The organism is Luteibacter anthropi (assembly GCF_011759365.1).
Taxonomy (GTDB): domain Bacteria; phylum Pseudomonadota; class Gammaproteobacteria; order Xanthomonadales; family Rhodanobacteraceae; genus Luteibacter; species Luteibacter anthropi.
Genome location: NZ_JAARLZ010000004.1, coordinates 426659 through 441123 on the forward strand (window position 1 = coordinate 426659; position 14465 = coordinate 441123).

12 protein-coding genes are annotated in these 14465 nt (G+C 64.3%); 8 read left to right on the plus strand and 4 right to left on the minus strand.

The annotated features are described in order from the left end of the window. Positions 1-156: 156 nt before the first annotated feature. The 3 genes from HBF25_RS09900 (at position 157) to HBF25_RS09910 (ending at position 4661) form a co-directional block, all read left to right on the plus strand. On the plus strand, positions 157-1569 hold the full coding sequence (locus tag HBF25_RS09900; protein WP_166947866.1) for a hypothetical protein: 1413 nt from the start codon (positions 157-159) through the stop codon (positions 1567-1569). A gap of 48 nt (positions 1570-1617) precedes the next feature. Then, positions 1618-3120, plus strand: a complete 1503-nt coding sequence (locus HBF25_RS09905) for a hypothetical protein (protein WP_166947868.1) — start codon at positions 1618-1620, stop codon at positions 3118-3120. 104 nt (positions 3121-3224) lie between these two features. Next, positions 3225-4661 carry a hypothetical protein gene (locus tag HBF25_RS09910; RefSeq protein WP_166947870.1) on the plus strand — a complete coding sequence of 479 codons (1437 nt, stop codon included), beginning with the start codon at positions 3225-3227 and terminating at the stop codon, positions 4659-4661. Positions 4662-4727: 66 nt separating this feature from the next. On the opposite strand, the gene HBF25_RS09915 is transcribed toward HBF25_RS09910, so the two are convergent. Together HBF25_RS09915 and HBF25_RS09920 are read right to left on the minus strand one after the other, a co-directional pair. Then, complete coding sequence (locus HBF25_RS09915; RefSeq protein ID WP_166947872.1) at positions 4728-7085, minus strand: penicillin acylase family protein; 2358 nt, start codon at positions 7083-7085, stop codon at positions 4728-4730. After that, a complete protein-coding gene (locus tag HBF25_RS09920) occupies positions 7082-7867 on the minus strand; it encodes a phosphodiester glycosidase family protein (RefSeq protein WP_243853149.1) in 786 nt (261 codons plus the stop codon). The genes HBF25_RS09915 and HBF25_RS09920 overlap by 4 nt, the downstream gene beginning before the upstream one ends. 128 nt (positions 7868-7995) lie before the next feature. On the opposite strand from HBF25_RS09920, the gene HBF25_RS09925 reads away from it, so the two are divergent. After that, complete coding sequence (locus HBF25_RS09925) at positions 7996-8484, plus strand: NUDIX hydrolase (RefSeq protein WP_166947876.1); 489 nt, start codon at positions 7996-7998, stop codon at positions 8482-8484. Positions 8485-8571: 87 nt separating this feature from the next. Here the strand turns inward: HBF25_RS09925 and parC are convergent, their stop codons facing one another. Next, positions 8572-10812, minus strand: a complete 2241-nt coding sequence (gene parC, locus HBF25_RS09930; protein WP_166947878.1) for a DNA topoisomerase IV subunit A — start codon at positions 10810-10812, stop codon at positions 8572-8574. Between the two features lie 213 nt (positions 10813-11025). Here parC and HBF25_RS09935 point away from each other — a divergent pair, with 213 nt between their 5' ends. After that, positions 11026-11493 (plus strand): nuclear transport factor 2 family protein, encoded by a 468-nt coding sequence (locus HBF25_RS09935; RefSeq protein ID WP_166947880.1) that lies wholly within the window; start codon positions 11026-11028, stop codon positions 11491-11493. A gap of 4 nt (positions 11494-11497) precedes the next feature. Here HBF25_RS09935 and HBF25_RS09940 read toward each other — a convergent pair whose 3' ends face one another. Then, on the minus strand, positions 11498-12325 hold the full coding sequence (locus tag HBF25_RS09940) for an endonuclease/exonuclease/phosphatase family protein (RefSeq protein WP_208392508.1): 828 nt from the start codon (positions 12323-12325) through the stop codon (positions 11498-11500). 119 nt (positions 12326-12444) lie between these two features. Between HBF25_RS09940 and HBF25_RS09945 the strand changes: the two genes are divergently transcribed. The 3 genes from HBF25_RS09945 to HBF25_RS09955 all read left to right on the plus strand — a co-directional run bounded on the left by HBF25_RS09945 (position 12445) and on the right by HBF25_RS09955 (position 14463). Further along, complete coding sequence (locus HBF25_RS09945; RefSeq protein WP_166947882.1) at positions 12445-12888, plus strand: hypothetical protein; 444 nt, start codon at positions 12445-12447, stop codon at positions 12886-12888. 4 nt (positions 12889-12892) lie between these two features. Next, positions 12893-13735 (plus strand): PhzF family phenazine biosynthesis isomerase, encoded by an 843-nt coding sequence (locus HBF25_RS09950; protein ID WP_166947884.1) that lies wholly within the window; start codon positions 12893-12895, stop codon positions 13733-13735. A gap of 164 nt (positions 13736-13899) precedes the next feature. After that, positions 13900-14463 carry an RNA polymerase sigma factor gene (locus HBF25_RS09955; RefSeq protein ID WP_166947886.1) on the plus strand — a complete coding sequence of 188 codons (564 nt, stop codon included), beginning with the start codon at positions 13900-13902 and terminating at the stop codon, positions 14461-14463. The last annotated feature ends 2 nt before the right edge of the window (positions 14464-14465 follow it).

Sequence of the window (14465 nt, forward strand, 5' to 3'; positions counted from 1 at the left end):
CAGGCATGGTGACGCCCTGACGAAATTGCGAGCCTGTGCGGCCCGGATTTCGTCAGGAGCGTCATGAAAAGGAACCTGTTCTCCCTGGCCGTGCTTTTCGCGCTGCCCGTCGCATCCGCCGCGGCGTTTTCCGTCGACGCTACCAGCACGGCTGCCGTGACCATCGTGAATGTCGATGAGACTGATGACGTCGCCGCGGTACAACAACAGCTGCGCGATCTGCTTGATCAGGGACGCCGCACCGTCATTCGTGGCGATCGGGCGGTTGTTGCGCGCATGCGCCCAGACTTTGTCGGCGCATGGCCAGCGACCAATACCATCCTCCTTGATCCCGCCGCAGGGCTGGGTATCCATGGCGTCGATACACAGGACAAGCAAGCCGCGCACTCGATCGCTTCAGCATGGCGGTGGAGCGATGACGCTTTCGTATCAGCGGAGACACGCCAGCGCCGCGATACCCCCCCTCGCGGGCACGCGCGACACTTCAGCTTCAGCATTGCGACCGCCTCGCCGGCGATCACATGCAGGAATATCGTCCACCAGCTCGGCACCGCCTTGTTCGGCGAATGGTTGCCGTCAGACGGCGAGCAACGCGCGCTGCGCAGGGAGGCCCGGCGCTGGTGCCAGTACAGCACGTTGCCGACGCATGTCGCCGAGCCACCGCAGTTCACCATCGCATCGGCCTGGAGCCGTAACTATGGGGTACTTTCTCTGGTGTCGGAATGGGTCCTGATCCGTAACGAAGATGCTGCGCATTCGTCCAGGATGCGCTACCTGTTCTGGGTAAAAACCGTCGGGGAGGGCGACGCCATCGGGTTTTCCCGGGAGGCCGGCAGGGACGGGGGCATCGGTGCAGATGATCGATTGCACGACATGGTGGATGCAGCCATCCACGCCGGCTGGGGGCCGTTGCATCCGCGCGGCGTCGCCCGTGCCTGGCCGCTCGAATCAGCATTTCCGTATGCAGGGAACGTAAAGGCATTCCGCTGCGAAGCTCCCGAAGCAGCCAGGCCTGCGGGCTGTCCCATCATGCCCATCCTGCGCAAGCTTTATCCCGAAGATTCTTCCGATGGTTCCATCCCTGTGTCGCCGGGCGAAGGCATGGACATCGCGGGCGAGGCCCTGCTAGAGAAAGCCGTCGGGAGAGATGACACGCTCTCCCTGGGAATGGCCATGATTCGCCATGGACTTCGCACCCAGACGGTGAGCATGCCTTTCGTTCGTACCTTGAGCAATGCGGACACGCAGTTCTTTCGCACGACGCGCTGGACACCCGATTATCCCGCGCTTTATCGCTGGGCCACGACCGGAAGCTACGCAGGAAGCCTCGCATCGGTCACGCCGCTGGCATCGACACTCAATCCGCGATACGAGGCCATCTGGGAATTGCCCTGGGAGGGCAATGCAGGCCGCGATCTTCCCTTCCATCTGGTCTATGAGCTCGGCTGGAATGCATGCGCGAATCGCTCCGCATGTCTTGAAAGGGAAGGTAATGGCCAGATCCGGCGCCAGGCGAAGACGCGGATGGGGTGGTCGGACCACCTCGTACTGCACATTCCTGCGCAATGAAGCCTGTGATTCATCCTTGCACCCTTACCATTCATGGAGGATTGACCGATGAAAACGAAGCTGTGGCTGGCGATGGCCGGTTTGATGGGATGTTCGGCAGCGGGCGCCGTGAGCCGGGACAACGATAGCGTTCCCGGACTGCCGATACTCAGGGTCGTCGATGGAGACGATAGCGCAGCCATACAACGTGCGGTGAACCGCCTGATCGATGCGGGCTCGCCTTTTGCACTGGTGGGCGATAGCCAGATCGTCGGCGAGGCGATGAAGGACGAAATGCACGCGTGGCCGTCGACGGGCGCGTGGGTGATCGATCCACGTGAGGGGCTTGGTGTGCACGCTATCCAGGCGGAGAACGAGCAGGCGCGTTTCGACGCATTTGCCGCGTGGATGCGAACGAAGGGCGGTGATGCGGACCCGACTGTACGTTCGGAGCGCGCCCGGTTTCACTTTCCTGGCAAGCGAAACGTGGCGCTGGAGTTTTCCGCCGGGACGCCAGGCACGGTCTGTCGTTCGTTCAGCAGGCAGATGTACGATGCACTGTTCGGCAACTCCTTGCCGGATACCATCGAGCGCAGGGCCTTCAACTCGGAGGTGCGTCGCTGGTGTCAGTATGGCGACCTCTCCTATTACGCCGGAACGACTCGCGCATTCGTGATCGAGCCATTCCAGGACACGAGGGATGCACTCCTTACGCTCAGCACCGAATGGGCTTTCATTCGAAGCGAAGACCATGCCAATCCGTCGCGAGTGTCGTATCTCATGTGGACCAAGACCGTCGGGGAGGGAGCCGGCTTCGGGTTTACCCATCGGGCGGGCAAAGATGGATACATCGACGATCGTGGATATGTCCATAATCTTTTCGATGTTGCCATTCATTCGGGTTGGGGTGGCCTGGCGGATCGACGGACGATAACGGCGTGGCCGCTGAACTCGACCTTTCCAGGCATGGCCAACACCTTTGTGTACGAATGCGATGGCCTGGATTCACACCTGCGTTACGATTGCCCCGCGCAGCCACGAGTGCGGAAACTGTATCCGCAGGATACCCATGACGGGGCCATCCTTGCCTCCAAGAGCACCAAGTTCGAGGTGGTAGGCAATGCGCGCATGTCGGTTGGGGAGAAGTCCGCTTCGCCCAAGGTGACCTTCGGCATCGATGTGATGTACGGAGCCACCCATACGTCGCAGGTGAGTATGTCGATGGCGCGTATACATACCAACGCAGACACGGTGTTTCACCGAAGCACCCGCTGGATACCTGACCTGGAAGCGATCAGGCGCTGGCATGCCTCGTATAGCTTCGGCGGCCTTGCCTGGGCCACACCGCTGGCTTCCACGCTCAACCCCGAATACGAGATCCTCTGGGAAATCCCGTTGCAAGGCAACGAAGGACGGGTGATTCCCTACTACACGATCTACGAGGCAGGCTGGAATACCTGCAATGGTGAAGGTAAATGCGCAGGCTGGCAGCGTTCGCGCGACGGCCTGTTGCCTTCCAAGGCCAGAGTGGCCTGGTTTGATGCCGTCATGTTGCGATTCCCATGGCACTAGATGTATGCCATGGATTCCGCTCGCTACGCGGGCTTGCTTCATGGGCAGTACTGTGCGCGTTGCCCATGGGTAATGCTTCGGCCTGGTCCGTCGATGAACTGACCATGCCGGCCATTGCCCTGGTATCAGTCGTCGACGGCGATTCTCCGGTGGACGTGAGGAACCAGCTCAGGCTGCTGATCGATGAGGGTCGGAAAGCAGTTCTGGCCGGCCCGCCCGAGGTGCTCGCGCAGATGAAGCCTGACGGCGTACACGCATGGCCGGCTACCAACACCATCGTCCTGGATCCGGCGGCGACGCTGGGTATATTTGGTTTCAACGCATGCGACGATGAAGAGCGCAGGAGGACATTGCGCCAGTGGCCCTGGGGCGAGGATGTCTTTCCTGTGGGCCCGGTGCGCCCAAGGCGCGAATTGCACATCCTTCCCGGACAGCGTCATGTGGAGTTCAGTCTGGTCGCATCGACTCCATCACAGGTCTGCCGCCAGTTCAGCCGGCGGATGGCCGACTCTCTATTTGGTGATGTGACGCCTTCCAGGCTTCAGCAAAGAGCGTTTCGCAGGGAAGTCAGGCGATGGTGCCAGTACGGCAATCTCTCCATTCACGCGGCTGAGCCACCGGCCTTCACCATCGAGCCGTTTCGCGGTTCGAACGAGCTTCGTCTCAATCTCGTCGCGGAGTGGGCACTTATCCGCTCCGAAGATCGGGCCGATGAGGCAAAAAACAGTTACCTGTTCTGGACGAAAACCATAGGTGAGGGTGCTGGAACGGGGTTCACGCGTCGCCATGGCGAGGATGCATGGTACGACCCTGCATCGGGTGCGGTGCACAGCCTGATGGATGCAGCCATCCATTCCGGTTGGGGGCCGATCGAAGACAGGGACGTCGTCACTGCATGGCCATTGAATTCCTCTTTTCCACAGTCCGGCAATGTCCATGTGTTTCGTTGTGATTCCCCGGAGGCTTTCCGGCCAGCGGATTGTCCCTTCATGCCACTGCTGAGGAAGCTCTATCCCGACGATTCATTCGATGGCGCCGTCACCGTATCTGCCGGCGAAAGCATCAACGTAGGTGGTGATGCGAAGGTCTCCCGCTCGATGGATACAGAAGGCAAGGCCGCCCTTTCCATGACCTTCGGCCTCAACATGATGAGATCTGAATCTTCGGGTAGGCAACTGGAGATGGCCTTGACGCAGACGCGCGGCAACGGGGATGTCCGTTACTACCGCAGTATCTGGTGGCTACCCGATATCGGTGCCATCCAGCGATGGATCGCAACGAGGGGGCATTCGGGTAGCCTGGCCAAGGCGACACCCCTCGCGGCAACGCTGAACCCGCGACACGAAATCCTCTGGGAGCTGTTGTTGAGCGAAAATGGAGGGCGCCGCCTGCCCTATCATGTCGTCTACGAAGCCGGCTGGAACACGTGCGTCCATGGCACATGGTGCACGGACTATCGCAAGCCGGCCCATTCGTCGTTGCCTGCCAAGGCCAGGGTAGGCTGGTCCGACGGCATCGTCGTCAACCTCCCCGCCAGGTGATTTCCGCAGGCGAAGGCATCGTTCGCGCCCCAGGAATGACGGATACCTTTCACGATCGCGGAAAGGTCAACTGCGTTCACCCAAAGGCTCCAGCACAAGCTGATGCTCACGCTGCCCAGGCAACAACGGCGTCGCCCGCCCGCGTACCCAGTCTTCGTGCCCAGAGCCATGAAATGGCGACAAGGGATGTCCGCTTTGTCCACCAGGCATTTCCAGGTAGCTGCGGTCCTCATGCCCTGGTGAAATCCCGAACCGCTCCGAAGCACCGAACGCCGGTGCCTGTACGCGCGGCATATCGGTGTCACCCGGCAGCGGTTCGGACGGCATGTCGAGGAAACGGGCAAGCCAGTGAGGCAGCGCGGCGGAAAGCGGATGCGCGATATGCGCCGTGTTCGTCTCGCCCCAGCGTCGTGCTGCGAGGCCCCCGGTTTGCTTGCCCAGGTCGTCGGCCGTCTTGCGTGCAGCGTTGAGCAGCAGGTCGTTCCAGTCTTTCCAGCGTGGATCGAGAAGGTTCATCGGCTTCTTCTGAAGCATCTCCCATATGGCGGCTTCCGCCACGACGGCACGCGGCCAGCTGAAATCAGGGAAGCGGGCTCTGGTTTTCGCGATGAACGGCGCAAGCACGGCTTCGCGCACGTTCTGGCGGAAGGTGCGCACGAGACGGTAATCGATGCTGTCGATGTCGGCACGGCCGCCCCACTTGGCGGTAAGCTGCTTCAGCGAAGCGAACTCGTCCGAATCATCCTTCGCCAGCACATCCTGCAACAGCGCCTGCCAACGGGTGAGGAACACGGCGCGATCATCCGTCTGGATAGCAAGCATGTCCGCGGGTGCGAACCGATCCTTCGCACGCAGATCGTCGCGGATCTGCCGGGCGCGTGCGCCGAGGTCGTGGCCGCCGTTGCCGAGCAGGGCAAGTGCATCGCCGCCAACGGTGCGGTTGTTGGCCGTCCAAAGGCGGTGATCGTCCGGATCGACAAGGCGTGGGTAGCGATCAGCAGTGGCGGTGCCCTGCCATGTACCGTCGGGGCCATCGCGCAACGGAATCGTGTTGCCGATGATGGTCCAGCCGATGTGGCCATCGCTGTCGCCGACGACGAGGTTTTGCGGAGGCATGCCTGCTGAAGGCGCGATATCCAGCGCTTCCTTCAGGTTGGCAGCGTGTTCCAGCCCCATGATGCCGAGGTTGAATGCGCGGGGCTCATGCGCGATCCACGCGAGTGCCAGCGGTGTGCCGTCGGTATCCGGTGCCACCAGAGGCCCCCAGCAGGTGTCTTCCACTTTCAGCTGCACCGGCGCGCCACCCGCGACCTCGATCGTTTCGTCGTGCACTTCGAAGGGCAGTTTCTCGTCGGACGTGCGGTAACGCGACGGATCGGCCGGGTCGCGTTCGACACGCACGAGATCCATCCAGCGGCCATAGCTGTTGGTGAATGCCCAGGCCACCTGTCCGTTCGAACCGGCTACCAGTGCAGGCGTGCCCGGGAGCGTCACGCCATTCAGGTCCCGGACGCCGCCCGGTGCGCCGGGATCGGGGTAGCGCAGGCGTGCGCGATACCAGATATCCGGCACGCGAAGGCCCAGGTGCATATCGTTGGCGACCAGCGCATGCCCGTCGGTGGTGAGTGCCCCACCTACCGCAAAGCTGTTGCTGCCGGGGAATTCGGGCAGCGGCGCGGGGGCGATGGCGGCAGCGGTGGCCTGGCTGCGCAGATCGAAGCTCGTGGCGTCAGGTAGCGTTACACCAGGCGATGGGCTTGCATCGAGCGGCGCTTCCCACTGCGGGTCCGGGGCGAGCAGGGCATCGGCGAGCGCAGGGGGCAGGGCTGCCCGGAGCCGGCGGATCTCGCGTTCGCGCTGGTTCGTACCGTCTTCGTTGAGGTCGAGGTACATGGCACCCAGCACCAGCAGGGTGTCTTCCCCCTTCCACGGGCGAGGTGCCTGGCGCAGCAGCAGGTACTCCCAGGGCCGGACACGCAGCGCACCGAGTCCTGTGTTGACGCCATCACGATAGGCGTCTACCAGCTCGCGCTGATCGGCCGGAAGCATGGCATAGGCACGTTCCGCGACCGCACGCATGCGGTGCACGCGATGGCCCGTGTCGACTTCAAGCGCGGCCTTGCCTACCAGGGCCGACAACTCGCCGGCCGCGACGCGGCGCATGAGGTCCATCTGGAAGAAACGATCCTGCGCGTGCGCGTAGCCGAGTGCCCAGGCGACGTCACGGCGGTTGTGACCCTCTACGGTCAAGGTGCCGCGTTCGTCGCGATCGAGCGTTACGGGGGCGGATGGGCCCGTGACGATGATCTTGCCGTCCAGGCGGGCAAGGCTTCCCGAAAGCAGGTACCAACCGGCCCCTCCTGCCAGGCCGATCAACACGAGGAGGGCGATCAGCAGGCGGGAGAGGGCGCGGCGAATTTTCATGGTTTCCTGGGGAAGACGGCGATGATGCCCGCGTAGGGCTTGGTCATGAAGGCAGGGGCTCCAGCGTAGCCGGCGGCTGGCGTATAGGCTTGGGAAATCGTGCCATCGAGGAACAGCGCGTCGCGACAGCCGATCTGGTCGCGGAACAGCCGGGCAAAGGAGTGGAAGTTCACCGGGGCGCGACTGACCGCGAAGACGACTTCGTGCGATGTGCGTGCGCAGACGCCGCTGCGCCATTTCATGCTGTCGGAACCGTCGTCGAACTGGGTGTTGATTTCACCATCCACGACCAGCATGGGTCCGGACTGCGTCGCCCAGCGCGGCTTGCGTGCCGCCGCGCGGAAGGCCTCGCTGGTGCGCACTTCCGCGCTGCCATCGTCGTACACGGCGAAGACGCCGTTGGGCAGCAGGGAGAAATTGCCCGAGCGTGGGTTGCCGTGCGCCAGGTTGAGCGGAACGAGGGTCTTGCCGTCCTCCACGTACAGCCCTAGCGGACGGAAGTCGCGGTCGTAGATGCCGGCATTGGTGGCGAAGGTGAGGGGGCGGCCCTTGCTTTCGGTCCAGGCCTTAAGCGCTTCGATACCGCCGAAGGGCTGGTCGGTGTCCGGGTTGCGCCAGTGCAGTTCGATGTCTTCGCGGCGGGTATCCACGGTGACGGTGAAATACGACTGGCTGTCGAACACGACATCGCGGCCTTCCACGGCATCGGCCGGGCCGGAGCAGGCGGTGGCCAGGCCCGCGAGGGTGGTGACCATGGAAAGTCGTGCGAGAAAACGGGTCATGCGAAGGGAGTACCGGCGGTGCATCCCCCGGATGTTCGCCGGGCCACCCCGCAGGTGCAAGGCCCTGGGGGCTGCCGATCGCCTGAACGGCGTAAACTCCGGGGTTTTTCCCCAGCCCTGCCATCGCCATGCCCTATACGCCCATCGTCGCCACCCTCGGCTACGTGCTGTCGCCGGACGGCCAGCGCGTCCTCATGGTTCACCGCAACGCCCGCAAGGACGACCAGCACCTGGGCAAGTACAACGGCCTGGGCGGCAAGATGGAGCCGGGCGAGGACATCGCCGCCTGCATGCGGCGCGAGATCCGGGAAGAGGCCGGTATCGAGTGCGTGGAGATGCGCCTGCGCGGCACGCTGAACTGGCCGGGGTTCGGAAAGAACGGAGAAGACTGGCTGGGCTTCATCTTCGCCATCACCCGCTTCGAGGGCGAGCCACCGGCATCGAATGCCGAGGGCAACCTGGAATGGGTGCCCGTGAATGGGCTGGATGCGTTGCCGATGTGGGAGGGCGACCGGAACTTCCTGCCGCTGGTGTTCGACGACGACCCACGGCCGTTCCATGGCGTGATGCCGTACAAGGACGGCCGCATGGTGTCGTGGAGCTATACCCGCCTCTGAGCCGCCATTGTAGGAGCGCGCCTTGCGTGCGACCGGACCGTGCGACATATCCGGTCGCGCGCAAGGCGCGCTCCTACAGAAAATCGCCTAGCCGGTGGTTTCGATGCGCTCCACGCGGCGCAGGCCGCGGGGGAGCACGTTGCCACGGGTGGCGCGGCTGCCGCCGTATTCCACCAGGTCGGCCCACTTCAGGGTGAGCTTGCGCTGGCCGGCGTAGAGCGTGACTTCGCCCTTGCCCTCGGCAACCACGGCGATACCGACCACGCGCTCCTCGCCCGAGGCCAGCTTGGCCTTGGGGATCTCGATGAGCTTGTTGCCCTTGCCCTTGTCGAGCTCGGGCAGCTCGGTCACCGAGAACATCAGCAGGTGACCTTCACCCGTGACCACGACGATGCGGTCACGCGACGGATCGGCCGTGACGGCCGGCGCGAGCACGCGGGCACCGTCGCTGAGCGAGATGATCTGCTTGCCGGCCTTCTGGCGGCCGGTAAGCGCCTCGAAGCGGGTGACGAAGCCGTAGCCGAAGTCGGTGGCGAGCACGATGCGGGTGTCGTTCTCGGCGGCCACCACGGCATCGAAGCGCGCACCGGCCGGCGGGCTGAAGCGGCCCGTGAGTGGTTCACCGTTGCCGCGTGCCGACGGCAGCGTATGCGCCGCCGTGGCATAGGCGCGGCCGGTGGAGTCGATGAAGGCCACCTGTTGCGTCGTACGGGCGCGGGCGATCGCCAGCATGCTGTCGCCGTCGCGGTAGGAGAGGGCTTCGCCGTCGATCTCGTGGCCCTTGCCGGCGCGCACCCAGCCCTTCTGCGACAGCACCACGGTGACCGGTTCGGAGGCGACCAGCGCGCTCTCGTCCAGCGCCTGCGCAGCACTGCGCTCGATCAGGGGCGAGCGACGCTCGTCGCCGAACTTCTCGGCGTCGGCGCGCAGTTCTTCCTTGATGAGGCCCTTCAGCTTGGCCGGCGACTTCAGCAGCACGTTGATGCGCGCGCGCTCTTCCTCGAGCTTGTCGCGCTCTTCGGTGATCTTCATTTCCTCAAGGCGCGCCAGCTGGCGCAGCTTGGTCTCGAGGATGTAGTCGGCCTGTTCCTCGTCGAGACGGAAGCGCGCGATCAGCACGGGCTTCGGTTCGTCCTCGGTGCGGACGATGCGGATCACCTCGTCGAGGTTGAGATAGGCGATGCGCAAAGCTTCGAGCAGGTGCAGGCGGCGCTCGACACGACCCAGGCGATGATTGAGGCGGCGGGTGACGGTATCGGTGCGGAAACGCAGCCACTCGGTGAGGATGGTGCGGAGGTCCTTGACCTGCGGACGGCCATCCAGGCCGATCATGTTGAGGTTGACGCGGAAGCTCTTCTCCAGGTCCGTCGTGGCGAAGAGGTGCTGCATCATTTCCTCGACGTCCACGCGGTTGGAGCGCGGCACCAGCACGAGGCGGATGGGGTTCTCGTGGTCGGATTCGTCGCGCAGGTCTTCGATCATCGGCAGTTTCTTCGCGCGCATCTGCGCGGCGATCTGCTCGAGGATCTTCGAGGGCGATACCTGGTGCGGCAGCGCGGTGATCACGATGTTGCCGTCGTCGCGCTCGTAGATGGCGCGCGCGCGCACCGAGCCGGTGCCGTTCTGGTACATCGCGGCCAGCTCGCGGCGGGGCGTGATGATCTCGGCCTTGGTCGGGTAATCCGGGCCCTGCACGTGCTCGCACAGGTCGGCGATGGTGGCGTCCGGATCGTCGAGCAGGCGGATGCAGGCGCTGGCGACTTCGCGCAGGTTGTGCGGCGGGATGTCGGTGGCCATGCCCACGGCGATGCCCATGGAGCCGTTCAGCAGCACATGGGGCACGCGGGCCGGCAGCCAGGAAGGTTCTTCCATGGTGCCGTCGAAGTTGGGAACCCAGTCGGTGGTGCCGTGGCCCAGCTCGGAGAGCAGCAACTCGGCGATGGGGGTCAGGCGCGACTCGGTGTAGCGCATGGCCGCGAAACTCTTCGGGTCGTCCGGCGAGCCGAAGTTGCCGTGACCGTCCACCAGCGGGTAGCGGTAGGAGAACGGCTGCGCCATGAGCACCATGGCCTCGTAGCAGGCCGAGTCGCCATGGGGGTGGAACTTGCCGATGACGTCGCCGATGGTACGGGCGGATTTCTTCGGCTTGGCGGTGGCGGCGAGGCTCAGCTCGCTCATGGCGTACACGATGCGGCGCTGGACCGGCTTCAGGCCGTCGCCCACGAAGGGCAGGGCGCGGTCGAGCACCACGTACATGGAGTAGTCGAGATAGGCCCGCTCGGCGTAGTCCTTGAGCGGGATCTGTTCGTAATTGGCTTGCAGATTCATCGGGTTAGCTGTCCTTCTGGCGCGCCTGGGCGCGTCCTTAGCCGGAGGATGGTGCCAGAAAGGTGTCTCAGGGGTGTAGACCGGGGTGGGGGATTTTGCATATTTCCGGTGCCCCGGTACCCGTATAGCCCATTCGTCCGGATGACGACCGGGCCATGCGGCACCGTGCCGGGCACCCCATGATGGACGGACATCCTTAGGAACGAGGTAGTTATGGATCGTCGTCCTGCGCTTGCCCTGCTTGCCCTCGTCGCCGTCAGCGGCACCGCAGCCGCTGCGGAGTCATCCCCCGAAGCGGCGGTGTCCCGCTATCTCAAGGCCGAACGCGATTTCGACGTGACGGCACTGAATGCAGTCCTTGCCCCGGGTTTCGTCGAGGTATCCCCGCGTGGCCAGGTCGACGAGCACGATGCCGTGCTGTCCTTCTACGCACCCGAAAAGAAAATGCAGGCACCCCCGTCCTCCGTGAGCGCGCTCAAAGCGCGTACGTCGGGCGATGTATCCGCAGTGACGGGCGAAATCGTCTTTACCCTCGCCCCGGGGCGCGAGATGCGCTTGTCTCTCGGTGCCACCGCCGTGCGTTCGGCGGATGGCTGGCGCCTGCTCTCGGCGCAGTACACCGGCGTTCCCCCCTCACCCCCGGCAGCGCCCGCTCCGCCGAAGCCTCCGGTCTCGGGCTGATCGCTCAGAGCGTGAAATCGACAGCCACGGGGAAATGGTCGGACGGGTAGCGGCCGTCCTTCGAGGTGGTCACCGTGGTGGCGGACTTCGCTTCCACGCCACGGTAAAGCACCCAGTCGATGCGCTTGTCGGCCTTGCCGGTGAAGTTGTGGAAGGTCGCGTCCGGTCCGTCATGGGTGGGCGCGGCGATCCAGGCATCCTTGAGGGTCTTCGTCAGCAGGGCATGCGCCTCGCTGTCGGGGCCTGTATTGAAGTCACCGGTGATGACCACGGGCACGCCCTGCGGCAGCTTGCTGATCCATGCGGCGATCTCGCGTGCACTGCGCGTGCGGGCGTCTTCATCCTGGTCGCGATAGGGAAAGTGCGTATCCAGCAGGTAGAAGCGCTTGTGGTCGGCGATGCGTTCGAACAGCGCCCAGTTCACCATGCGGGGGAAGATATTGCCCCAGGTGATGCTGGCCACTTTGTCCGGGGTGTCGGACAGCCAGAAATCGCCCGATTCGATCACCTTCAGGCGATCCTTCCGGTAGAAGATGCCCATGTGTTCGTCCTTGTGGCCGCCGTAGCGATCGCGGCCGAACCAGGTGTATCCCGGCAGGCGGGCCACCGTGTCGTCGCCCTGGGCCTGGCCCAGTTCCTGGGTGCCGATCACGTCGGGGTCGATGCGGCGGATCGTGTCGGCGAACAGGTCGCGGCGCATTTCCCAGCGATTGGGGCCGTCGGGACCGGTGATGGTGCGGACGTTGAAGCTCATCACCTTGAGGTCGGCGGCCGCGACGGGCAGCGCCAGCGTGGCGAGGGCGGCGAGGGCCAGGGATCGGAAGCGGATCATGGCGGGTCTCCTTTGGGTCAGCTTCCGACTATAGCGGTGTAACCGCGTTACATCGCCGCAGGCCCCAGGTGGGCGATTGGGGCAGAATAGGCCGTTTCCCGCGCCTATCCGGAGCCCTCATGACCGACCGAGACGACGCTGCCCCCACGCGCCGTACCAATGGCCGCCGTACCGCGCTCGCCATCGTGGCGCTGGCCTTCATCGCTTCGGCAACCACGGCCATCCTGGCTTTCACGGCGTCGGAGCGGGCGAAGAAGAGCGACGCCGCCAACCTGGCCGCCGATTCAGCCGATCTGCACAGTGTCGTCGCCGACTGGCATTTCCAGCGCCAGGTGTCGATCAATACGGTCACGCTCGAAAGCCGCCTCGCAGCCCTGGGCGCGTGGAAGCCAAGAACACCCTGTGGTGCGCAGGCAAGAGACCATCTCAGTGCGGCGATGAAGCAAGACATGGCGGTTTCAGCGGGTGACACTCGCCCCTCTGCTTCCGCCGATCTCAAGGCGGTCCTCGATAAATCACTGCAGGAATGCGATGCCTCGCGGGGCCGCGACGTCACCATCTGATCCCATGTCCAGCCATCCTTTCAGGCAGGTCGACGTTTTCAGCGACCGTCCCATGTCCGGCAACCCCCTCGCCGTAGTTCATGATGCCGATGGACTCGACGACGGCATCATGCAGGCCTTCGCGCGCTGGACCAACCTCAGCGAGTCGGTCTTCCTGCAATCGCCTCGTGATGCCAGGGCCGACTATCGCCTGAGGATCTTCAGCCAGCGCGGGGAAATGCAGTTCGCCGGTCATCCCACCCTGGGCGGATGCCACGCATGGCTGGAGGCCGGCGGCCGCTCCAAAGGGGGCGACGTGCTGCAGGAATGCGGCATCGGCCTGGTCCGAATCCGGAACGAGGCAGGGGTCCTGTCGTTCCTGGCGCCTCCGCTGCTCCGCGACGAGGTCTTGAGCGAAGCCGAATGCCTGCGTATCGCCTATGGCCTGGGAGTGTCCCGTCCTGATGTCGTGGCGGCCCGCTGGGTGGATAACGGCGCCGGCTGGCGCGCCGTACTGTTGCGTGAAGGCGTCTACCTGGACGGGCTCTCGCCCGATCCCGTGGCCCTGGCCGAGATGAAACTGGGCGTGATCGCGCCGAGCGCCGGGCACCCTGGCGCACTGTTCGACGTGCGTGCCTTCGTCTTCGACGGTGGCGTGCTGGAAGACCCGGCCACCGGCAGTCTCAACGCCGGCATTGCCACCTGGTTCGCGCGTGAAGGCCTGGCGCCGGCGACCTATTCCATCGCGCAAGGCACGGCCATCGGCCGCGACGCCCGTCTTCACGTACTGCGTGACGGCCACCATATCTGGCTGGGCGGCCATACCGTGACGGCCATCCAGGGCAGCGTGGCACTGGGCCTGCCGTAGGGGGAAACCCTGCTCTTCGCGTTCTACCGGATATGGGCGTGCCGTGCCCGTCATATCCGATGGGAGCATGAATGGTTTCGCACGCAACATTGCCGATTCCGCACACGCACCGAAAGTGGGGTACTCTCGCTGAAAAGAGGCTTTCGGGGGCTTGGTATCGCAGCATGGGGCGGAGTTCGATCGATGGCGGGCAGCCAGCAGAAAGCTCGGTCGAAACGATAAGTTTCGAACGTTTCGTACGTGAGCAGCGTAATCCGCTGCTCGGATTCCTGCGCCGGCGGGTATCGTCCGAGGAAGACGCCCAGGACATCGCGCAGGAGAGCCTGGCCAGGCTCATCCGCTATCGCGATCACGCGCCGGAAACCTGGAGCGCCTTGCTCTACCGGATCGCCATCAACGCCCTGAACGACCGGGCCAGGCGAGCCCAGACACACCATCTCACCGATCACGTCAGTCTCGACGAGAACGTGCACGCGCTGGCCTCCTCGGAGCAGGCGCACGAGCATCGGCTCGACACCCACAGGGAGTTGGCGCGCGTGCAGCAGGCGTTGTTGCGCCTTCCGCCGCGTTGCCGCGACATCTACCTGCTCAACCGCATCGACGGCATGAGCTATCCCGAAATCGCCACCCATTGCGGCATCTCGGTAAAGGCGGTGGAAAAGCAGATCGGCAAGGCACTTGCCCTGCTGCGCAAGCAGCTGGGCGAACTGGACGCCGGAAGGAACTGAGC

What these genes read in the sequence shown, in the direction of transcription:
- HBF25_RS09905 (WP_166947868.1), top strand. Translation starts at nt 1,618, where the DNA reads ATGAAAACGAAGCTGTGGCTGGCGATGGCCGGTTTGATGGGATGTTCG.
- HBF25_RS09910 (WP_166947870.1), top strand. Translation starts at nt 3,225, where the DNA reads ATGCCGGCCATTGCCCTGGTATCAGTCGTCGACGGCGATTCTCCGGTG.
- HBF25_RS09915 (WP_166947872.1), bottom strand. Translation starts at nt 7,085, where the DNA reads ATGAAAATTCGCCGCGCCCTCTCCCGCCTGCTGATCGCCCTCCTCGTG.
- HBF25_RS09920 (WP_243853149.1), bottom strand. Translation starts at nt 7,867, where the DNA reads ATGACCCGTTTTCTCGCACGACTTTCCATGGTCACCACCCTCGCGGGC.
- HBF25_RS09925 (WP_166947876.1), top strand. Translation starts at nt 7,996, where the DNA reads ATGCCCTATACGCCCATCGTCGCCACCCTCGGCTACGTGCTGTCGCCG.
- parC (WP_166947878.1), bottom strand. Translation starts at nt 10,812, where the DNA reads ATGAATCTGCAAGCCAATTACGAACAGATCCCGCTCAAGGACTACGCC.
- HBF25_RS09935 (WP_166947880.1), top strand. Translation starts at nt 11,026, where the DNA reads ATGGATCGTCGTCCTGCGCTTGCCCTGCTTGCCCTCGTCGCCGTCAGC.
- HBF25_RS09940 (WP_208392508.1), bottom strand. Translation starts at nt 12,325, where the DNA reads ATGATCCGCTTCCGATCCCTGGCCCTCGCCGCCCTCGCCACGCTGGCG.
- HBF25_RS09945 (WP_166947882.1), top strand. Translation starts at nt 12,445, where the DNA reads ATGACCGACCGAGACGACGCTGCCCCCACGCGCCGTACCAATGGCCGC.
- HBF25_RS09950 (WP_166947884.1), top strand. Translation starts at nt 12,893, where the DNA reads ATGTCCAGCCATCCTTTCAGGCAGGTCGACGTTTTCAGCGACCGTCCC.
- HBF25_RS09955 (WP_166947886.1), top strand. Translation starts at nt 13,900, where the DNA reads ATGGGGCGGAGTTCGATCGATGGCGGGCAGCCAGCAGAAAGCTCGGTC.